Genomic DNA, 20,354 nt, shown 5'->3' with positions numbered 1-20,354 from the left:
GCATACCACTGTTTATAACAACAGTATTCGCCGCTTTTGTGTAGGATATCGCGGCGCAGTTATCGCGATCCGGGGCGTTGAACCCGGATCCGCTGGCTGTGTCTCTATCGTCATCCTACCGAATTCGGAGCTGGTCAGGTCGTGCGCATCCCACCCGGAGCCGCGCAGAATCTGGGCTTATCCGTAAAATGTCGGTTTTTTTCCACAGATGTTGGGGATAACTTGGCCACTCCACGTTACAACGAGGCGTCCATCCGCGTCCTGAAGGGGCTGGAGCCCGTGCGGCAGCGCCCGGGCATGTACACCCGCACCGAAAACCCCCTGCACATCGTGCAGGAAGTCATCGACAACGCCGCGGACGAGGCCCTGGCCGGTCACGGCAAACAGATCCTGGTCACGCTGCACATCGATGGCAGCGTCTCCGTCGAGGACGACGGCCGCGGCATTCCCGTGGGCCTGCACCCCGAGGAAAACGCCCCCGTGGTCGAGCTGGTCTTCACCCGGCTGCACGCGGGCGGCAAGTTCGACAAGGCTGGCGGCGGCGCCTACGCCTTTTCCGGCGGCCTGCACGGCGTCGGCGTGTCCGTCACCAACGCCCTGGCCACCCGCCTCGAAGTGGTGGTCTGGCGCGACGGCGCCGTCAATCGCCTGGTGTTCAAGGGCGGCGACGTCGCCGAACCGCTGGCGCCCTACGACCAAGGCGGCCGCAAGAAATCCGGCACCCGCGTGCGGGTCTGGCCGGACGCCAAATATTTCGACAGCCCCAATATCCCGCTGGGCGAGCTGACCCACCTGCTGCGCAGCAAGGCCGTGCTGCTGCCGGGCGTGAAGGTCTCGCTGGTCAACGAAAAGACCGGCGACACCAAGACCTGGCAGTACCAGGACGGCCTGCGCGGCTACCTGTCCGAGGCGTTGGCGGGCGCGGAACTGATGGTGCCGTTCTTCGAGGGCCAGCAGTACGCCGGCGCCGACCACGAAACCTTCGCCGAAGGCGAGGGCGCCCAATGGGTGGTGGCCTGGACCGAGGACGGCAACGCGGTGCGCGAGTCGTACGTCAACTTGATCCCGACGCCGGCCGGCGGCACCCACGAGTCGGGTCTGCGCGAAGGCCTGTTCGGCGCCGTCAAGGGCTTTGCCGAACTGCACAGCCTGCTGCCCAAGGGCGTGAAGCTGCTGCCCGAAGACGTGTTCGCTCGCGCCAGCTTCGTGCTGTCCGCCAAGGTGCTGGACCCGCAATTCCAGGGTCAGATCAAGGAACGCCTGAACAGCCGCGACGCCGTGCGCCTGGTGGGCGGGTTCGCCAAGAGCGCGCTCGACCTGTGGCTGCACAGCAATGTCGAATACGGCAAGAAGCTGGCCGAACTGGCCATCCGCCAGGCGCAGGCGCGCCAGCGTTCGGCGCAGAAGGTCGAAAAGCGCAAGAGTTCCGGCGTGGCGGTGCTGCCCGGCAAGCTGACCGACTGCGAATCCAGCGATGCCGCCCGCACGGAGGTCTTCCTGGTCGAGGGCGATTCGGCCGGCGGCTCGGCCAAGATGGGCCGCGACAAGGAATTCCAGGCCATCCTGCCGCTGCGCGGCAAGGTGCTCAATTCCTGGGAGGTCGACCGCGACCGCCTGTTCGCCAACAACGAGATCCACGACATCTCCGTCGCCATCGGCGTCGACCCGCACGGCCCGGGCGACACGCCTGACCTGTCGGGGCTGCGCTACGGCCGCATCTGCATCCTGTCCGACGCCGATGTCGACGGTTCGCACATCCAGGTGCTGCTGCTGACGCTGTTCTACAAGCACTTTCCCAAGCTGGTCGAGGCCGGCCACGTCTACGTCGCCAAGCCGCCGCTGTTCCGGCTGGACGTGCCGGCGCAGGGCAAGCGCCCGGCGCGCAAGATCTACTGCCTGGACGAAGGCGAGCTGGAAGCGGCGCAGGACAAGCTGCGCAAGGAAGGCTCGCGCGAAAGCAGTTGGTCGGTCAGCCGCTTCAAGGGCCTGGGCGAAATGAACCCCGAGCAGTTGTGGGAAACCACCATGAATCCGGACACGCGCCGGCTGCTGCCGGTGGGCTACGGCGACCAGACGCCTGAAGACACCACCCGCATGTTCGACATGCTGATGGGCAAGGGAGAGTCCTCGCAACGCCGCGCCTGGATCGAAGAGAAGGGCAACCTGGCGGAGCTGGACATTTGATGTCGTTGCCCTCGTCCCCGCCGCCGTCCGCCGCCATGGCGGTCGACCTGACCGCCGACGACTACGCCGAATTCGCGGCCTACGTGTACAAGCGGCCCGAATTGCGCCGGCGCCGCTACCTGTCGCACCTGCGTTTCGCGGTGTTGATGGTGGTGGTCCTGCTGGGCTACCTGGTCTGGCAGACCTGGGACGGGCACGGCCCGAACTGGGGCCTGCTGCTGCCGGTGTACTTCGAGGGGTTGGCGGTCGGCCTGGGCATCCTGGCGCTGCTGGCGCTGGCCTACGAGTTCGTGCTGCCGGGCCTGGTGCGCATGAACACGCGCCGCATGCTGGCCAAGCGGCCCGACGGCTTGTTCCTGGGGCGCCACCAACTGGTGTTCGGCGCCGACGGCATCGAGGACAGCATTGCCGACGCCTCGGGGCGCATCGACTGGGGCGACGTGCGGCGGGTCGAGGAAACGCCGCAGCATCTGTATGTCATCCTGGGGACGCTGCATGGCGTGATCATTCCCAAGCGCGGGCAGGACGCCGCCACCCTGGACGCGGTGCGCGCCCAGTTGCGTGAGCACGTGGCCGATACCCAGTTGCTGGGCGCCGCGCGTCCCCAATGACGCCGTTTCAATGAATTTGTCTACCTGAAACCATCATGACCGACAGCAATCAACAAGGTTTGTTCGACGCCGCGCCCGACGGGGGCGGCGATGCCGCCATCACCCTGGCGCGCTATGCCGAACAGGCCTATCTGGACTATGCAGTGTCCGTGGTGCGGGGCCGCGCCCTGCCCGACGTCGGCGACGGGCAGAAGCCCGTGCAGCGCCGCATCCTGTTCGCGATGCAGGCCATGGGACTGGGCGCGGGCGCCAAGCCCGTCAAGTCGGCCCGCGTCGTCGGCGACGTGCTGGGCAAGTACCACCCGCACGGCGACCAGGCCGCCTATGACGCCATGGTGCGCATGGCGCAAGACTTCTCCCTGCGCTATCCGCTCATCGATGGCCAGGGCAACTTCGGCTCGCGCGACGGCGACAACGCCGCCGCCATGCGCTACACGGAAGCGCGCCTGACGCCGATCGCCAAGCTGCTGCTGGACGAGCTCGACGAAGGCACGGTCGATTTCGTGCCCAACTACGACGGCAGCCAGCAGGAGCCGCAGATGCTGCCGGCGCGCCTGCCGGTGATGCTGCTGAACGGCGCATCCGGCATTGCGGTCGGCATGGCCACCGAGATCCCGCCGCACAACCTGCGCGAGGTGGCGCAGGCCTGCGTGGCGCTGATCAAGCACCCGCAACTGCCGGACGCCGAGCTGTTCGGCATGATCCCCGGCCCGGACTTCGCCGGCGGCGGCCAGATCATCACGCCGGCCGCCGACATTGCCCAGATCTACGCCGGCGGGCGCGGCTCGCTCAAGGTGCGGGCGCGCTGGCAGTTCGAGGAAATGGCGCGCGGCCAGTGGCAGTTGGTGGTCACCGAGCTGCCGCCGGGCACCTCGTGCCAGAAGGTGCTCGAAGAGATCGAGGAAATCACCAACCCCAAGGTCAAGAGCGGCAAGAAGAGCCTGACGCCCGAGCAGACGCAGGCCAAGGCCGTGATGCTGAACCTGCTGGATGCGGTGCGCGACGAGTCCGGCAAAGACGCCGCCGTGCGCCTGGTGTTCGAACCCAAGACCTCGCGCGTCGACCGCGACGAGTTCGTCAACACGCTGCTGGCGCAGACCAGCATGGAAAGCAGCGCCTCGGTCAACCTGGTCTGCATTGGCACCGACGGCCGTCCGCGCCAGAAGGGGCTGCGCGACATCCTGACCGAATGGCTGGCGTTCCGCACCAATACCGTGCTGCGCCGCACCCGCTTCCGCCTGGACAAGGTCATCGACCGCATCCACGTGCTGGAAGGCCGCATGGTGGTCTACCTGAACGTGGACGAGGTCATCCAGACCATTCGCGAATCCGACGAGCCGCGCGTGGCCTTGATGGAGCGCTTCAATCTGTCCGAGCGGCAGGCCGAGGACATCCTGGAAATGCGCCTGCGTCAGTTGGCGCGCCTGGAAGGCTTCAAGATCGAGCAGGAGCTCGAGGACAAGCGCAAGGAGCAGGTTGCGTTGCAGGAACTGCTGGATAATCCCAACACCCTCAAGCGTCTGTTGATCAAGGAAATCGAGGCCGACGCCAAGCAGTATGGCGACGATCGCCGTACCCTGATCGAGACCGCCGAGCGCGCCGTGCTCGAGACCAAGGTGCTGGACGAGCCGGTCACCGTGATCGTGTCGCAGAAGGGCTGGCTGCGCGCGCGCCAGGGCCACGGCCACGACGCCTCGCAATTCGCCTTCAAGCAGGGCGACGATCTCTACGGCGCCTTCGAATGCCGCACCACCGACACGTTGATCGCCATGGGCGACAACGGCCGTGTCTATTCGGTGCCGGTATCCGGCCTGCCGTCGGCGCGTGGCGACGGCCAGCCGGTCACCACCATGATCGACCTGGAAAGCGGCACCCGCATCGTCCATACCATCGCGGCGGCGGCCGACAGCCGCTGGTTGCTGGCCACGCGCGGCGGCTATGGCTTTGCCGCCAAGCTGTCGGACATGACCAGCCGCCAGCGCGCCGGCAAGCAGTTCATCACGCTGGAGGCGGGCGACGAACTGTTGCGTCCGGTGCCGCTGTTCGAGGGCGCCACGCAACTGGCGCTGCTGTCGCAGAAGGGCAAGTTCCTGGTGTTCGGGCTGGACGAGGTCAAATCGTTGTCCGGCGGCGGACGCGGCACCATCCTGATGGGGCTGGACGGCGCCGACAAGCTGGATCAGACCGTGCCGATCGGCGCGCTGGGCCTGCGCGCGGCGGGAATCTACCGCAACAAGCACACCGAGGACATCCTGGCGGGCGCGGCGCTGGCGGTGTACGTGGGCAAGCGCGCCCGCAAGGGGCGGGCGCTGGACGTGCGGCCCAAGCAGCCGCTGCTGTCGCCGGTGCTGGGCTGACCGCGGCTGGTCGGCGCCATCGATGAACGGCGGCCCCCTGGGGGCCGCCTTTTTTCTGGGGTGCGCTTGACCGTGCACGCGTCGCCGATATTTAATAGATAGACCAATCAGTCTATTAATAAACACCTTCGCAGCATGCGCAAAATCGATCCCGCCCGGCAGCAGGAGCGGCGCCGCCAGATCCTGGCCGCCGCCGCCGAGTGTTTCGCCGAAAACGGCTTTCATGCCACCTCGACCGCGCAGATCTGCGCGCGCGCGGCGATGAGCCCCGGCAACCTGTTCCACTACTACGCCAGCAAGGCCGAGATCATCGAGGCGCTGATCGCGTCCGACACCGACACGCTGCGCGAACGCCGCGAGGCCGGCGACGCGGGCGATGCGCGCGCCGCGCTGACTGGCTGGGTCGACGCAAACCTGGCGCAGTACCGCGATCCCGGTTTCGTCCGCCTCGGCATGGAAATCCTTGCCGAGGCGGTGCGCAACCCCCGGGTGCACGCGTTGGTCATGGCCAACGAAAGCGAACGCAAGGCGTCGCTCGCGGCGCTACTGGCGGCGGTATGGCGGGACGTGCCGCCGGACGCCATGCCGCGACCCGTGTCCGAAATGGCCGATCTGCTGTTGCTGCTGCTGGACGGCATCTATAGCCGTTCGGTGGTGGATCCGCGGTTCGACGCGGCGGCCGGCGGGCGGTTGCTCGACGCGGCATTGCAGGGTTGCCTGCCGCCGGCGCCCGGCGCGGCGGGAGGGCGGCCATGAGCGTCCCCCTGAACGCTCCTGCCAGCGCCGCTGCTGGCGCCGCCGCGACCGCGCCGCAGCGCCTTGCCCACGTCGACGCGCTGCGCGGCTTCGCGCTGTTCGGCATTCTTGTCGTCAACATCGGCGTGTTCGCCTCGCCGTTCTACGCCAACGGCATCACCGACCCCGGCTTCTCGGGGGCGTGGGACGTGGCGGTGCGTTGGCTGGTGGCGTGGTTGTTCGAGACCAAGTTCTACCTGCTTTTCTCGTTTCTGTTCGGCTACAGCTTCACCTTGCAGATGAGCGCGGCTGAACGCGGCGGCGCCGCGTTCGGGCCGCGTTTCCTGCGGCGCCTGGCCGGCCTGGCGCTGCTGGGGCTGGCGCATGCGGTCCTGTTCTACCAGGGGGACATCCTGCTGACGTACGCGGTGCTGGGGCTGCTGTTGATGGCCTGCCGCCGCATGGAGCCGGGGCGCGCCTTGCGCCGCGCGCTATGGCTGATCGGACTGGCGTCGCTGGCCTGGGCCGTGTTGGGAGCGTTGAGCCTGCTCGATCCCGCCGGCACCGTCGAATTGAGCCGTGCCGCCAATGGGGTTTCCGTGGCGGATGCGCAGGCCGCCATCGAAGCCTATCGCGGCACCATCGGCAGCACGGTCGCCCGCCATTGGCATGAGCTGACCACCAGCATCTGGGGCGTCATCCTGCTGGTGCAGGGACCGTTTGTCTTTGCCATGTTCCTGGTCGGCTACGCGCTGGGCCGCCGCCATGCGCTGGCCGATCCGTGGCGCCAGCCGCGCGCGTTGTGGCTGCTGTGCGCGCTGGGAGCGTTGCCCGGGCTGGCCGGGTCCGCCGCTTATGCGACCTCCGCCTTGCCGTCGATATCCCCATTGTGGGAAACCCCGGGCCTGGCCATGGACCTGTTCACGGCGCCGCTACTGAGCATGTCGTATGCGGCGGCGTTGCTGTTGGCGATGCGCACGCGGCCGGGCGCGGCGCTGGCGCGCACGCTGGCGCCGGCCGGCCGCATGGCGCTGAGCAACTACCTGATGCAGTCGGTCGTGTGCGCCTTCCTTTTCACAGGCTGGGGCCTGCGCCTGACGGGCAGCGTGTCGCCGGGGGCTGGCCTGGCGATCGCCGTGGCGATCTTTCTGGCGCAGTTGCCGCTGTCGGCGTGGTGGCTGCGCCGCCACGCCTACGGCCCGGTCGAATGGCTGCTGCGCGCGCTGACCATCGCCGCCTGGCCGGCGTGGCGCCGGCAGTCGGCGCCAGGGGCCGGCTAGGTCGCCTGCGGCTCAGCGGCCACTGTCGGCAATGGCGGCGTCGATGGCGCCAGCCAGGCGTTCGGTCAACTGGTCCAGTTCGTCGTCGGTGATGATGAAGGGCGGGGCCAGCAGCACGTGATCGCCCTGGCGGCCGTCGATGGTGCCGCCCATCGGATAGACCATCAGGCCGCGCGCCATGGCTTCGCGCTTGATGCGCGCATGCAGCGACAGAGCCGGGTCGAAGGTCGCCTTGCTGGCGCGGTCCTGCACCAGCTCCACGCCCATGAACAGTCCGCGGCCGCGGATATCGCCGACGTGCGGATGGTCGCCCAGCGCCTGGTGCAGGCGCTGGCGCAGCCCCTCGCCCTGGGCGCGCACGCGCGCCAGCAGGTTGTCGCGCTTGATCACCTGCTGCACCGCCAGCGAGGCCGCGCACGCGGTGGCATGGCCCAGGTAGGTGTGGCCGTGCTGGAAGAAGCCGCTGCCCCGCTGCATCGCCTGCACGATGCGTTCCTGCGCCATGACCGCGCCGATCGGCTGGTAACCGCCGCCCAGGCCCTTGGCGATGGTGATCAGGTCGGGCGTGATGCCTTCCTGTTCGACGGCATACAGCGTACCGGTGCGGCCCATGCCGCACATCACCTCATCGGCGATCAACAGCACGCCGTGGCGGTCGCAGACCTCGCGGATGCGGCGGAAATAGCCCGGCACCGCGGTCACCGCGCCCGAGGTCGCGCCCACCACCGGCTCGGCGACGAAGGCCATCACGCTGTCGGGGCCGAGACGCTGGAAGGTCTGCTCCAGTTCCTGCGCCAGGCGTTCGGCGTATTGGTCATCGGTTTCGCCAGCCGTTTGGTCGCGGTAGGCATAGCACGGCGACACGTGCGCCACGTCGATCAGCAGCGGCGCGAACTGCGCCCGGCGCCAGGCGTTGCCGCCCACCGCCAGCGCGCCCAGCGTGTTGCCGTGGTAGCTCTGGCGCCGGGCCACGATGTGGCGGCGCTGGGGCTGGCCGATCTCGACGTAGTACTGGCGCGCCATCTTCAGCGCGGCCTCGATCGCCTCCGAGCCGCCGGAGACGAAGTACGCATGCGAGGTGCCGGCCGGCGCGTCGGCGACGAGCGTCGCGGCCAACCGCTCGGCGACCTCGGTGGTGAAGAAGCTGGTGTGGGCATAGGCCAGCGCGTCGATCTGCGCGTGCATCGCGGCCTGCACGTCGGGATGGTTGTGCCCCAGGCACGAGACCGCGGCGCCTCCCGAACCGTCCAGATAGGCGCGGCCGTCCTGGTCATAGAGCCAGGCGCCCTGGCCGCGGACCGCGACCGGGGGCGTGCTGCGCAGGGAACGATGAAGGACTCGGGTATGGGTCATGATGAGGAGCTCCGGAGCGGGAAGGGCGGATGACGGATGGCGAAGAGGTGGGAAGCGGCGCGCGGCGGGGTCATTCCGGAGCCGGCGCCGCGCTGCGCCCGCGCGGCGGCTCGCGCCAATAGGCGCCGTCGGCCTGCAGCCGCGCTTCGATCTCGTCCAGGCGTTGCAGCACCGCCTCGCCGCCGCGGGCCGCGAGCCGCGCGATCAGGTGTTCGGCCAGGCCCAGCAGACCCGCGGTGCTGTGGAAGAAGGACGCGGGATCCCGCGCCTCGCCGTCATCCGGCCCGGTGTCGGCGGGACGGGTGAAGCGCAACACATGGCGGGCGGCCCGCGCCACCGGGCTGGTGTCGCTGTCGGTCAGCGCCAGCACGGCAACGCCGCGGGCGGCGATCTCGCGGGTCAGGCGCACCGTCGCGGTCGGATAAGGGGCCTGCGATATCACCACGAGGGCGTCGCCGGCCTGCAGGCTGTCGGCATCCTCGGCCGCGGCGCCGCCCAAACCATCGATCAGGATGCCGTTGCGGCGCAGCAGGTGGTAGGCATAGCGCATCTGGAAGGCGACGCCGAAGGCCGAGCGCGTCCCCAGGAAGCCGACCTGGCGCGCCCGCAGCAAGGTATCGACGGCCGCGTCGAACGCCATCGCGTCGTTGGCTTGCCAGACCGAGGCCAGGGCCGCCGTCTGCCATTGCGTCAGCGCATCCTGCCCCGTGCCGCCGGCCGGGTGGGCGTGCGCGGCCTGCAGACGCGCCGCGCGCTCGCGCAAGCCGTTGTCGGCGGCGCCGGCCAAAGCGCGTTGGAATGGCGCGCGAAAGGCCTCGTAGCTGTCATGCCCGGCAGCGCGCGCCAGGCGCAGCATGGTGGCGGGGGAGACGCCCACTGCCTGCGCCTGCCGGCGCATCGACCACAGTCCCACTTCGGCCGGATTGGCCAGCACCCAATGCGCCGCGCGCTGCAATTCGGCGGGCAGGGTGGCGCTGAGGCGGCGCAGGTGGTCTTGCAGGGGCGCGATCATGGCGGAAAAAGTGAAAGGAATAAAACAAATGCTACCGCTGTCTGGATAAAAATAAAACAGATGTTTTATTTGCGAAATGTAGAACGATTCCCGCAAATCGTAACGACCGCCGTTCCCGGGAACGCCCCCGGCGACTTGACGACGGAATGCGCGGAAATGATTACAAAATGAGGGTCGATCCGGTTTGACACAGGGATAGGTCACCCATATCATTCGTATAGAAATCAATTTAGCTGAACTAATTCAGTCATGAATAAACAGACCGTAACCGACCCCGCGCAGCAATATGACCTGCGCATCCTGCGGGCGCTGCGCCGGATCACACGATCCATCGCGTTGCATTCGCGCCAGTTGTCGGCGGTGAGTCATATCACCGCGCCGCAGCTTATGTGCCTGCGCACGGTCATTGCCAATGGGCCGATGACGGCCACGGCGATCAGCCGCGAGATCCATGTCAGCCCCAGCACGGTCGTCGGCATTCTCGACCGCCTGGAAGACAAGGGCCTGATCCGCCGCGAACGCGGCCGTGAAGACCGCCGCATTGTTTTCGTGACTGCCACCGACGCCGGCCGCGAGGTCGCGCAGCAGGCGCCGTCGCCGCTGCAAAAGCACCTGGCCGACGCGCTCAACGCGTTGCCGGAGCTGGAGCAGGCCACCATCACCCTGTCGCTCGAGCGCATCGTCGCGCTCATGGAAGAAGAGAGCGGGGTGGCGACGGAACCCCAGGGCGACGCGTCGTCGCCCATCCTCGAGGTGCCCACCGGTGGCGCGCCTCCCGAATCAGGATTGGTTGTATGAGAGCAAACGAACTGCACGACCCTACGAACTCAAGTGCCGTGGCGCCGGCGGCGGGCAGCAAAACGCATCTGTTGCGTGAGCCCCGCCGCAAGGACGGCGCCGCGATCCACCAGCTCATTTCCGAGTGCCCGCCACTCGACCTCAATTCCCTATACGCGTACCTGCTCCTGTGCGAGCACAACCGCGGCACCTGCGTCCTGGCCGAAAGCGCCGGAGGACGCATCGATGGATTTATCTCCGCTTACGTGCTTGCCGACCGGCCCGACGTGTTGTTCGTCTGGCAGGTCGCCGTGCACACCCGCGCACGCGGCCAACGGTTAGGCCGCGCCATGCTTCGGGCGCTCTTGCAACGCGAGGGGCTCGCGCATGTTCGTCATCTTGAAACCACGGTGGCGCCTGACAACCAGGCCTCGCGCCGCACCTTCGCCGGCCTGGCCGGCGAACTGGGCGCCCACGTCTCCGAGCAGCCGTTCTTCGACCGGCAACTGTTCGGCGGCGCGGACCATGACGACGAGATGTTGTTGAGGATAGGCCCGTTCACCTTGCCCGCTCCCTAGGCGGCAACGCGGACCTGTCGAAAACCGGGATGGCTTTGACGCATCCGGATGCGCCTAGCGCATGCGGAAGGGATCTGGCCGTCTGTCAACTTATGAGATGAAAGGGAGGAATAATCACATGGACTTGAAAATCTTCGACCGGATGGAGTCGGAAGTACGGGGCTATATCCGGTCGTTTCCCGTGATCTTCAGCCAGGCCAGGGGATCGACGCTGGTGGATGAGGACGGTGGCGAGTACATCGACTTCTTCAGCGGCGCCGGCACGTTGAACTACGGCCACAACAATCCCATCTTCAAGGAAAAGCTGCTCGAGTACGTGCAGGCGGACGGCGTGGTGCACGGCCTGGACATGGCCACCAGCGCCAAGAAAAGCTTCCTCGAGGCGGTCGACCGCGTGCTGCTCAAGCCGCGCAACTGGCAATACACCCTGCAATTCACCGGCCCCACCGGCACCAACGCGGTCGAGGCGGCGCTCAAGATCGCGCGCCAGGTGAAGGGGCGTCCCAATGTGATTTCCTTCACGCACGGCTTTCACGGCGTCAGCGGCGGCTCGCTGGCGGTGACCGCCAACATGAAGTTCCGCGACGCCTCCGGCTACCCGCTGGCCAACACCACCTTCATGCCCTATGACGGCTACTTCGGCCCGGACGTGGACACCATGGCCTACCTCGAGCGCATGCTGGAAGATCCCAGCAGCGGCATGGACAAGCCCGCCGCCGTCATCGTCGAGACGGTGCAGGGCGAGGGCGGCGTCAATGTCGCCACGCTGCGCTGGCTCAAGGAACTGGACAAGCTCTGCAAGCGCCACGACATGCTGCTGATCGTGGACGACATCCAGGTCGGCTGCGGCCGCACCGGCACCTTCTTCAGCTTCGAGGCCGCCGGCATCCGCCCCGACATCATCACGCTGTCCAAGTCGCTGTCGGGCTTTGGCCTGCCGATGTCGCTGGTGCTGATGAAGCCGGAGCTGGACGTCTGGAAGCCCGGCGCCCATAGCGGCACTTTCCGCGGCAACAACCTGGCCTTCGTCACCGCCACCCAGGCGCTGGAAACCTACTGGACCAACACCGCGTTCACCGCCGAGATCCAGCGCAAGGAGCGCCTGGTGCGCGACTGGCTGGAAAACCTGGTGCACAGCTATCCCAACGCCGGCCTGTCGGTGCGTGGCCGCGGCCTGATCCAGGGCCTGGTCAGCAATGCCACCCCGGCGCTGTCCAACCGCATCGCCGCCAACGCCTTCAAGCGCGGCGTGGTCATCGAGACCTCGGGCGCGCATGACGAAGTGCTCAAGCTGCTGCCGGCCCTGACCATCGAGGAAGAACTGCTGTCCAAGGGCCTGGAAGTGATCGAGGCCAGCGTGGCCGACGCGCTGGCCGAAGAGGGGCAGTCCGCCCGCATCCTGAAATTTGGAGGAAAACGTCAATGATCGTACGCAATGTCAAAGATGTGATCGGCACCGCCGACGAAGTCCGCACCGATACCTGGGTCAGCCGCCGCGTGCTGCTCAAGAAGGACGGCATGGGCTTTTCCTTCCACGAGACCACCATTTTTCCGGGCGGGCGCACCCACATCCACTACAAGAATCACCTGGAGGCGGTGTGGTGCATCGAGGGCGACGGCTCCATCGAGACGATTGCCGACGGCAAGAAGTATGAACTCGGCCCGGGCGTGGTCTACGCGCTGAACGAGCATGACGAGCACTGGCTGTGCGGCGGCAAGGAGCCGCTGCGCGTCATCTGCGTCTTCAACCCGCCGCTGACCGGCCAGGAAGTGCACGACAAAGAGGGCGTCTACGCCCTGCCTGAAGCCGAAGCCCAAGCGGCCTGATACAAGGAGGTTCGCATGATCTCACCTGCGCAGGATCCGTACGCCTCCCGTACGGATCGCAGTTCCGCCATCATTTCCCGCCAGGATCCGGTGGTCTACGGAGAAGGCAAGTACGCCAACGCCCTGAGCGGCGAACAGGTCGGCAGCTATGAGCGCGATGGCTTCCTGCTGCTGGAGGACGTGTTCTCCGAAGCCGAAGTGCGGGCGCTGTCGGCCGAGGTCGAGCGCATGACGCGCGACCCGTCGATCATCCGCCGCGAAGAGTCGATCACCGAGCCCGGCAGCAACGCCGTGCGCTCGATTTTCATGGTGCACGTGCTCAACCCCGTGCTGGCGCGCCTGGTGCGCGATCCGCGGCTGGTCAACGTGGCGCGCCAGATCCTGGGTTCCGAGGTCTACGTCCACCAGTCCCGCGCCAACATGAAGCCCGGCTTCAAGGGCAAGGAGTTCTACTGGCACTCGGATTTCGAGACCTGGCACGTGGAAGACGGCATGCCGTCGATGCGCGCGCTCAGTTGCTCGGTGCTGCTGACCGAGAACAATGATTGCAACGGCCCGCTGATGCTGGTGCCGGGTTCGCACCGGCAGTTCATCTCGTGCGTCGGCGAAACGCCGAACGAGCACTACAAGCAGTCGCTGAAAAAGCAGGAATACGGCGTGCCGGATCCTGTCAGCCTGCAGTTGCTGGTCGAGCAGGGCGGCATCCGCACCATGACGGCCAAGGCCGGCTCGGTGGTGTTCTTCGACTGCAACACCATGCACGGTTCGAACAGCAACATCTCGCCGTGGCCGCGCGCCAACGTGTTCATGGTCTACAACAGCATGGAAAACACGCTGGAGCCGCCCAAGTACGGACTGACCCCGCGTCCCGAGCACATCGCCACCCGCAAGGCGTTCAAGGCGGTCACGCCGCTCGATACGCTGAAGCTGGTCGGCAGCTAGCGCGGCACGTTGTCCGCGGCGGATGCTTGCCGGCGCTGGTCGGGGCGTGGCCTGGCCGGCCGCGCGCGGGGGCGACCCATGCCGTTCCCGCTGCGCGCTTTCCCGTGAGGGAAAGAACGCCCGCGCCGCTTGCGTGCGCCGCAGCCCAGGCCGTTCGGCCTGGGCTTTTTTTCGTCGTTCCGCTATGCTCTGCCGTCTTTCCCTGCCGGAAGCCGCACCATGTCCGCCCGCATCCTCAGTCTGCATATCTACCCCGTCAAATCCTGTGCCGGTATCGACCTGTCCGAGTCGCCCGTGGACCGCGCCGGGTTGGCCCACGACCGTCGCTGGATGCTGGTGGGGGCGGACGGCCATTTCATGACGCAGCGCCAGTGGGCGGCCATGGCCTTGATCCGCACTGCGCTCACGGCCGACACGCTGCGGCTTTCGGCGCCCGGCATGCCCGACCTGGACGTGCCGCTGGACGGCTCGGCGCTGCAGCCCGGGGTCGAAAGCGTGGGCGTCTGGAAGGACACGCTCGACGCGCGCCGCGAGAGCGAGGCGGCGGCGCAGTGGTGCTCGGATTTCCTCAAGACGCCTTGTCGCCTGTACAAGGTCGACACCGGCGCGACGCGGCCCGCCAAGCCGGAATGGGTCGACAAGTGGGCCGAAAGCCATCCAGACCTGGCGCAGACGTTCGGGGGAGATCACTTCTTCGGCTTCGCCGATGGCTTCCCGTTGCTGGTGGCGAACCAGGCGTCGCTCGATGACCTGAATGCCCGCCTGCAGGCCAAGGGCGTGGCCCCGGTGCCGATGGATCGGTTCCGTCCCAACATCGTGGTGCAGGGCGACTGGGAGGCCTTCGAGGAAGACCATACCGCCATAATCACCACGGGCGCGGTCAGCATGGCGTTCGTCAAGCCTTGCACGCGCTGCTCGATTCCCGACATCGACCAGCGCACCGCCGTGCAGCACGACGAGCCGGGCCGCACACTGGCGGGTTATCGCAATCTGGAGATCGGGGTGGTGTTCGGCCAGAATGCGATTGTCGATGCGCCGGCCGGCGCCCGCCTGAAGGTGGGCGACGCGGTCGAGATCGAACTGGATTTCTAACCCGTCGCCGCCCCGGCGCGCGGCCGGGGCGGCGGCATCCGCCCGCTGATCAGGCCGAGGACAGTTTGAGGCCGATCAGGCCCACGACGATCAATGCCACGCTGGCGATGCGCAGCCAGCTGATGGATTCTCCGAACAGGATGATGCCGGCCACGAAGGCGCCGACGGTGCCGATGCCGACCCATACCGCGTAGGCGGTGCCCAGCGGCAGCGTCTTCATCGCCAGCGCCAGCAGCCAGAAGCTGATGAGCATGCCGCCGACAGTGACGGCCGACGGCACCAGGCGGGTGAATCCGTGCGTGTATTTGAGGCCGACGGCCCAGACGATTTCGAACAGGCCGGCCAGGATGAGGATGATCCAGGTCATGACGACTCCTACTTGAGAGGGGTCGTCCCCGGATTGGTGCGCCCGCGGCAATGGCCAATGCCGTCGTTGCCGATGGCAAATGCCGCCATGTGGCGGCCAGCGCAGCAACGGGCCGTCCCGTCGCGGCAAAAATTATAGAATACCGGCTTCCGACGGCAAAACCGGGTGCCGTTCGGCTGCATGCCCGCAGGTGCGCGCCATCCGCGGGTGTTTCGCATTCATCGCATCACTTCGCGTTCCGGCACGCGAAACCAGGATATTCCCATCATGCAACGCATCATGCTGCGGGCGAAGCTGCACCGCGTCACGGTCACCGAAGCCGACCTGCACTACGAAGGGTCTTGCGGCATCGACGAAGACCTGCTGGACGCCGCCGGCATGCGCGAGTTCGAACGCATCGAGCTCTACAACATCAACAACGGCGAACGCTTCGACACCTACATCATCAAGGCGGCCCGCGGCAGCGGCATCATTTCGCTCAATGGCGCGGCCGCGCGCCGGGCGCAGGTCGGCGACCTGATGATCATCTGCACCTACGGTCCCATGTCCGAAGAAGAATCCGCCACCCACAAGCCGCAGGTCGTGCTGGTGGACGACGCCAACCGCGTCAAGGAAATCCGCAAGTTCCCGGCCTGAGGCCGGGCCGGGCGGCGCGCCGTGGGCGGGTCCCGCGAGCGCCGTCAACCCTGATCCCCCCTGATACGTTTCATCATGAGCTTCCAGGTCATCATCCAACCCAGCAAGCATCAATTCCCGGTCGAGCCCGGCCAGACCGTGCTCGACGGCGCCCTGGCCGCGGGCATCGTGCTGCCCTACAGTTGCCGCAACGGCGCCTGCTCCACCTGCAAGGGCAAAGTGGTGTCCGGGGAGTTCGACGCCGGCCAGTACCCCGCGCAGATCCTGTCGCCCGAGGAACTGGCCGATGGCTACACCCTGTTCTGTCAGGCCCGGCCCGCCTCCGACCTGGTGGTCGAGTCCACCGAAGTGCGCCTGGCCAGCGACATCCAGATCCGCAAGCTGCCTTCGCGCGTGCAGACGATGGAACGCGCGGCGCCGGACGTGATCGTGCTCAAGCTGCAATTGCCCGCCTCGGAGCAGTTCCGCTACTACGCCGGCCAGTACATCGAAGTCATCCTCAAGGATGGCCGTCGCCGCAGCTATTCCATGGCCGGCGCGCCGCACACCGGCAGCCCGCTGGAATTGCACATCCGTCACCTGCCGGGCGGCGTGTTCACCGACCACGTGTTCGGCGCCGGCGACACGCAGATGAAAGAGCGCGAGATCCTGCGCCTGGAAGGCCCGTTCGGTTCGTTCTTCCTGCGCGAAGACAGCGACAAGCCGATCATCCTGCTGGCCAGCGGCACCGGCTTCGCGCCGGTCAAGGCCATCGTCGAGCATATGATCCACAAGAACATCCGCCGGCCGGTCTCGCTGTACTGGGGCGGCCGCCGCCCGCGCGACCTGTACATGGACGAACTGGCGAAGTCGTGGGCCCGCGACCTGCCGGATTTCCGTTACGTGCCCGTGGTGTCGAATGCGCTCGAGGAAGACGGCTGGAGCGGCCGTGACGGCTTCGTCCACGAGGCCGTGCTGCAGGACATCCCCGACATGTCGGGCCATCAGGTCTACGCCTGCGGCGCGCCGCCGATGGTGGACGCCGCCCGGCGCGAATTCAGCGCCCAGTGCGGCCTGCCTCCGGAAGAGTTCTACGCCGATGCCTTCACGTCCGAGGCCGATCTGGCAAAGGCCGCGCCCTGAATCAGCAGGACGGCGCATGACGCAAAAGGGAAGCAATCCGGCGGTGGCGGGTTCCTTCCCTTTTTTTGATGGAATCGGCCGTAGGCGGGGGCGGGGCGCCGGGGTAAACTGCGGTGTCATCTTGGCAGCGGCTTGCCGCGGGAGGCGGACATCGTGTCCGCGGGCCCAGCGGGTACGCAGGGAGCAATGCGGGCATGAAAGTAGCGGTATTGGGTAGCGGCATCATCGGAATCTCCAGCGCCTGGTGGCTGAGCCAGGCCGGCCACGACGTCGTGGTCATCGACCGCTGCACCGGACCCGCCCAGGAGACCAGCCTCGCCAACGGCGCACAGATTTCGGTTTCCTATGCGGAGCCCTGGGCCAATCCGCAGGCGCCCCTGAAGCTGCTCAAGTGGATGTTCCAGGACAATGCGCCGCTGCTGTTCCGCCCGCAACTGGACTGGCGCCAGTGGATGTGGGGCCTGGCCTTCCTGCGCGAGTGCCTGCCGGGCCGCCTGGCGCCGAACATCCGCGCCATGGTCCGCATGGCCGAATACAGCCGCGCCACGCTGCGCGGCATGCGCGCCGAGCTGGGCATCGAATACGACCACCTCGAGCGCGGCATCCTGAATTTCTACCGCGACCAGCACGAATTCGAGAACTCGCAGCGCGCTGCCGGCCTGATGCGCGATTTCGGCGTCGAGCGCCGCGTCGTCTCGACGGACGAGGTCATCGCCATCGAACCGGCCCTGGCGCCGCATCGCAACACCATCGTCGGGGGCGACTACACCCCCGAGGACGAAAGCGGCGACGTGCATCTGTTCACCGTCGCGCTGGCCGAACGCTGCGCGCGCGCCGGCGTCGAATTCCGCTACAGCACCCGCGTCACCCGGCTCATCACCGAAGCCGGGGCGGTCAGCGGCGTCGAACTGATCGAGCCCGACGGCCGCTACGGCGCCCTGGCGGCCGACGCCTACGTGGTGGCCATGGGCAGTTTCAGCCCGTCGCTGCTGCGCCCGCTCGGCATCCCGTGCAACGTCTACCCGGCCAAGGGCTATTCGGCGACCTTCCCGGTCCTGAACCCCGGTGGCGCGCCCACGGTCAGCCTGACCGACAGCAGCCACAAGGTGGTGTTCTCGCGCCTGGGCGACCGCCTGCGCATGGCCGGCACGGCCGAGCTGTCCGGCTATTCGCGCGGCCTGAATACCGGTCGCTGCGAAGCCATGACGCGGTTGGCCCGCGAACTCTTTCCCGACGCGCTCGATTTCGAGCGCGTCAGCTATTGGTCGGGCCTGCGCCCGTCCACTCCCTCGAACGTGCCCATCATCGGCCGCAGCCGCATTCCCAATTTGTATATCAATACCGGACACGGTACTCTCGGCTGGACGATGGGCGTCGGCTCGGGCCGGGCACTGGCCGACCTGCTGAGCGGACGTCGTCCAGAACCGGAATTCCCTTTTCTTGGTCTATGAACCTATGAAGAAATTGCAATTGGCGGGCATTGCCCGCGCGATGTTCGCCAGCCGGCGCACATGGGTCTTTGGCGCCGCCATGGCGGTCGCGGGCGCGGTCCATGCCGCTCCCGTCGAAATCCAGGTCTGGCACACGCTGCCGGACGCCAACAAGGCCGAGTTCGAGAAGCTCGCCAAGCAGTACAACAAGGAGCAGGACCAGGTCAAAGTGACCCTGCGCGCCTTCGCCTCGCAGGCGCAACTGCAGCAGGAAGCCACCGCAGCGGTCAAGGCCAAGAAGGCCCCCAACCTGGTGCAGTTGAACGACAACCACTCGCCGGAAGTCGTGGCTGAACACAAGGCCATCCTGCCGATGTACGAATTGCTGGCCAAGTATCCGGTCAAGGACCTGAACTGGTTCGTGCCGGCCACCAGCAGCTTCGTGCGCGACGGCAAGGGCCGCCTGCTGGCGTTCCCCTGGATGGCCGAAGTGCCGGTGATGTTCTACAACACCGCCGCCTACAAGAAGGCCGGCCTCGATCCCAACAAGCCCGCCCGCACCTGGACCGGCCTGCAGGGCGAGCTGTTGAAGCTGCGCGACGTGGCCGACCTCGACTGTCCCTACGCCTCCAGCGACCAGGTCTCGATTCACCTGGAAAACCTGGCGCCGGTAAACAACCAGCAGTACACCAGCAACAACAACGGCCTGGACGCGGTCACCAAGAAGAGCGCGGCGCCGGCGATGCAGTTCGACACGCTCTACATGCGCCACATCTCGCTGATGGTCAGTTGGAAGCGTTCGCTGCTGTTCATGGCGCACACCGCCGACAACAGCGCCGACAAGCTGTTCGCCAAGGGCGAATGCGCGGTGCTGACGGGCAACTCGGGCTCGTTTGGCCAGTTCCTGAACACCAAGTCGCTGGCCTTCGGCGTGGCGCCGCTGCCTTATTACGACCAGGCCACCCAGACCGGCGGCCAGCCGTTCGTGAGCGGCTCGGCCCTGTGGGCCCTGGATGGTCGTCCCAAGGACGAGGAAAAGGCCACGGCGCAGTTCCTGGCCTGGCTGTCCAAGCCCGTGATCGCGGCGGAATGGCATCAGCGCACCGGCTACCTGCCGCTGACCGAAGCCGCGTTCCGCGCCTCGGACGTGTCGTTCTACAAGAGCATCCCCGGCGCGCAAGCCGTGGTGGCCTCGATGAGCACCCGCCCGGTCGCCAACAGCCGCGGTTTCCGCATGGCCAACTACGACCGCATCGAGCCCGTGTTCAACCAGCAGCTCAACGACGCGCTGGAAGGCAAGACGCCGCCGGTGTCGGCGCTGAACAACGCCGCCAACCAGGCCCGCGCCATCGCCACGCAGCGTTGATCGCAGGCCCGTCGGGCAGGCGCCCCGGCGCCGCCCGGCCATCCGAAAGCCCGGTTTCCGAACCGGGCTTTTTTCATGCCCGTGACCCTCGGCGCGGAGGGGGGGCGAGGTTGCGCGGCGCCGGCGGGGGAGGGATGGATTGCTCCCTGCGTACATGCCGGTCTGTGAGGATGGCCGGCACGCCTGCACCATGATGGCGGTGCGGTCCGCTTCCGGGCCGCCGTCTTTACGAGGGTGGCGTGGATGGTACGAAGATTCTTCCTGGCGGCGGGGCTGGCGGGCCTGGCTGGATGCGCGGCCTGGCCGTCCGCTCGGCCGGCGACCGAGGCGGCCTGGCGGTCGGCCGCGGCCGCGTCGCGGGAGTACGATTTCGGTTGGCGGCTCTCCGGCGATCCGGCCGTGGCGCCGTTGCAGGTGTTCGACGACGGCCGCGAAATCTGGCTGCAATTCGCGCCGGACCAGCCTGTGCCGGCCATTTTCGGCGTCGATCCCGGCGGTATGCGAGTGCTGCCTTACGCGCGTCGTGATCCCTATCTGGTGCTGGCCGGCCGCTGGGACGCCCTGGTGTTCCGCGGCGGGCGGCTGGCGGCGCGGGCGCGCCGCGCGTCGCGTCCGCTCCAGGAAGGCCGCGACGCCTGCGGGTCGTCCCCGACGGCGCAAGGCGCCGACAACCCTCTATAATCAA

Annotated in this window: 19 protein-coding genes; 16 read left to right on the top strand and 3 right to left on the bottom strand. The window is 67.2% G+C overall.

Annotation, left to right across the window (positions count from 1 at the left end; all coding sequences use genetic code 11):
* Positions 1 to 222 precede the first annotated feature (222 nt).
* The 5 genes from parE to SB816_RS29215 all read left to right on the top strand — a co-directional run bounded on the left by parE (position 223) and on the right by SB816_RS29215 (position 7,167).
* Positions 223 to 2,184, top strand: coding sequence for a DNA topoisomerase IV subunit B (gene parE / locus SB816_RS29235; protein ID WP_054503942.1), 1,962 nt, complete (start codon positions 223 to 225; stop codon positions 2,182 to 2,184).
* A complete protein-coding gene (locus SB816_RS29230; RefSeq protein ID WP_410547933.1) occupies positions 2,184 to 2,795 on the top strand; it encodes a YcxB family protein in 612 nt (203 codons plus the stop codon). The genes parE and SB816_RS29230 overlap by 1 nt, the downstream gene beginning before the upstream one ends.
* A gap of 35 nt (positions 2,796 to 2,830) precedes the next feature.
* Entirely contained in the window at positions 2,831 to 5,152 is a 2,322-nt protein-coding gene (gene parC / locus SB816_RS29225; RefSeq protein WP_175144033.1) for a DNA topoisomerase IV subunit A, read from the top strand.
* 135 nt (positions 5,153 to 5,287) lie between these two features.
* A complete protein-coding gene (locus tag SB816_RS29220) occupies positions 5,288 to 5,908 on the top strand; it encodes a TetR/AcrR family transcriptional regulator (RefSeq protein ID WP_064526308.1) in 621 nt (206 codons plus the stop codon).
* Positions 5,905 to 7,167 (top strand): DUF418 domain-containing protein, encoded by a 1,263-nt coding sequence (locus SB816_RS29215; RefSeq protein ID WP_269873691.1) that lies wholly within the window; start codon positions 5,905 to 5,907, stop codon positions 7,165 to 7,167. Before SB816_RS29220 ends, SB816_RS29215 begins: the two co-directional genes overlap by 4 nt.
* Positions 7,168 to 7,179: 12 nt before the next feature.
* Here SB816_RS29215 and SB816_RS29210 read toward each other — a convergent pair whose 3' ends face one another.
* Positions 7,180 to 8,520 carry an aspartate aminotransferase family protein gene (locus tag SB816_RS29210; protein WP_395757541.1) on the bottom strand — a complete coding sequence of 447 codons (1,341 nt, stop codon included), beginning with the start codon at positions 8,518 to 8,520 and terminating at the stop codon, positions 7,180 to 7,182.
* A 70-nt stretch (positions 8,521 to 8,590) separates the two neighbouring features.
* On the bottom strand, positions 8,591 to 9,532 hold the full coding sequence (locus tag SB816_RS29205; protein WP_054503937.1) for a MurR/RpiR family transcriptional regulator: 942 nt from the start codon (positions 9,530 to 9,532) through the stop codon (positions 8,591 to 8,593).
* Between the two features lie 249 nt (positions 9,533 to 9,781).
* On the opposite strand from SB816_RS29205, the gene SB816_RS29200 reads away from it, so the two are divergent.
* From SB816_RS29200 to SB816_RS29175, 6 genes are all read left to right on the top strand, one after another.
* The gene (locus SB816_RS29200) at positions 9,782 to 10,330 is read left to right on the top strand and encodes a MarR family winged helix-turn-helix transcriptional regulator (RefSeq protein WP_049075229.1); all 549 of its coding nucleotides are present in this window, start codon (positions 9,782 to 9,784) and stop codon (positions 10,328 to 10,330) included.
* Positions 10,327 to 10,887 (top strand): diaminobutyrate acetyltransferase, encoded by a 561-nt coding sequence (gene ectA, locus SB816_RS29195; protein WP_049075228.1) that lies wholly within the window; start codon positions 10,327 to 10,329, stop codon positions 10,885 to 10,887. Before SB816_RS29200 ends, ectA begins: the two co-directional genes overlap by 4 nt.
* A gap of 118 nt (positions 10,888 to 11,005) precedes the next feature.
* Entirely contained in the window at positions 11,006 to 12,313 is a 1,308-nt protein-coding gene (gene ectB / locus SB816_RS29190; protein WP_054503936.1) for a diaminobutyrate--2-oxoglutarate transaminase, read from the top strand.
* On the top strand, positions 12,310 to 12,714 hold the full coding sequence (locus tag SB816_RS29185; protein WP_006387829.1) for an ectoine synthase: 405 nt from the start codon (positions 12,310 to 12,312) through the stop codon (positions 12,712 to 12,714). The genes ectB and SB816_RS29185 overlap by 4 nt, the downstream gene beginning before the upstream one ends.
* Before the next feature lie 15 nt (positions 12,715 to 12,729).
* Entirely contained in the window at positions 12,730 to 13,656 is a 927-nt protein-coding gene (gene thpD / locus SB816_RS29180) for an ectoine hydroxylase (protein ID WP_336235446.1), read from the top strand.
* A 219-nt stretch (positions 13,657 to 13,875) separates the two neighbouring features.
* Entirely contained in the window at positions 13,876 to 14,748 is an 873-nt protein-coding gene (locus SB816_RS29175; protein ID WP_410547932.1) for an MOSC domain-containing protein, read from the top strand.
* A 49-nt stretch (positions 14,749 to 14,797) separates the two neighbouring features.
* On the opposite strand, the gene sugE is transcribed toward SB816_RS29175, so the two are convergent.
* The gene (sugE, locus tag SB816_RS29170) at positions 14,798 to 15,115 is read right to left on the bottom strand and encodes a quaternary ammonium compound efflux SMR transporter SugE (protein ID WP_054503933.1); all 318 of its coding nucleotides are present in this window, start codon (positions 15,113 to 15,115) and stop codon (positions 14,798 to 14,800) included.
* A 267-nt stretch (positions 15,116 to 15,382) separates the two neighbouring features.
* On the opposite strand from sugE, the gene panD reads away from it, so the two are divergent.
* From panD to SB816_RS29145, 5 genes are all read left to right on the top strand, one after another.
* On the top strand, positions 15,383 to 15,751 hold the full coding sequence (panD, locus tag SB816_RS29165; RefSeq protein ID WP_054503932.1) for an aspartate 1-decarboxylase: 369 nt from the start codon (positions 15,383 to 15,385) through the stop codon (positions 15,749 to 15,751).
* Positions 15,752 to 15,826: 75 nt separating this feature from the next.
* The gene (locus SB816_RS29160) at positions 15,827 to 16,873 is read left to right on the top strand and encodes a CDP-6-deoxy-delta-3,4-glucoseen reductase (RefSeq protein WP_054503931.1); all 1,047 of its coding nucleotides are present in this window, start codon (positions 15,827 to 15,829) and stop codon (positions 16,871 to 16,873) included.
* A 194-nt stretch (positions 16,874 to 17,067) separates the two neighbouring features.
* The gene (locus tag SB816_RS29155) at positions 17,068 to 18,324 is read left to right on the top strand and encodes a D-amino acid dehydrogenase (protein WP_054503930.1); all 1,257 of its coding nucleotides are present in this window, start codon (positions 17,068 to 17,070) and stop codon (positions 18,322 to 18,324) included.
* Between the two features lie 4 nt (positions 18,325 to 18,328).
* A complete protein-coding gene (locus tag SB816_RS29150; RefSeq protein ID WP_054503929.1) occupies positions 18,329 to 19,669 on the top strand; it encodes an extracellular solute-binding protein in 1,341 nt (446 codons plus the stop codon).
* 243 nt (positions 19,670 to 19,912) lie between these two features.
* On the top strand, positions 19,913 to 20,350 hold the full coding sequence (locus SB816_RS29145; RefSeq protein WP_372415374.1) for a TrbG/VirB9 family P-type conjugative transfer protein: 438 nt from the start codon (positions 19,913 to 19,915) through the stop codon (positions 20,348 to 20,350).
* The last annotated feature ends 4 nt before the right edge of the window (positions 20,351 to 20,354 follow it).

The sequence above is a fragment of the Achromobacter sp. SIMBA_011 genome (assembly GCF_046535435.1).
Taxonomy (GTDB): domain Bacteria; phylum Pseudomonadota; class Gammaproteobacteria; order Burkholderiales; family Burkholderiaceae_B; genus Achromobacter; species Achromobacter dolens.
The sequence above is the reverse complement of the archived record's forward strand: the minus strand, read 5'-3'. Positions and strand labels throughout refer to the sequence as shown.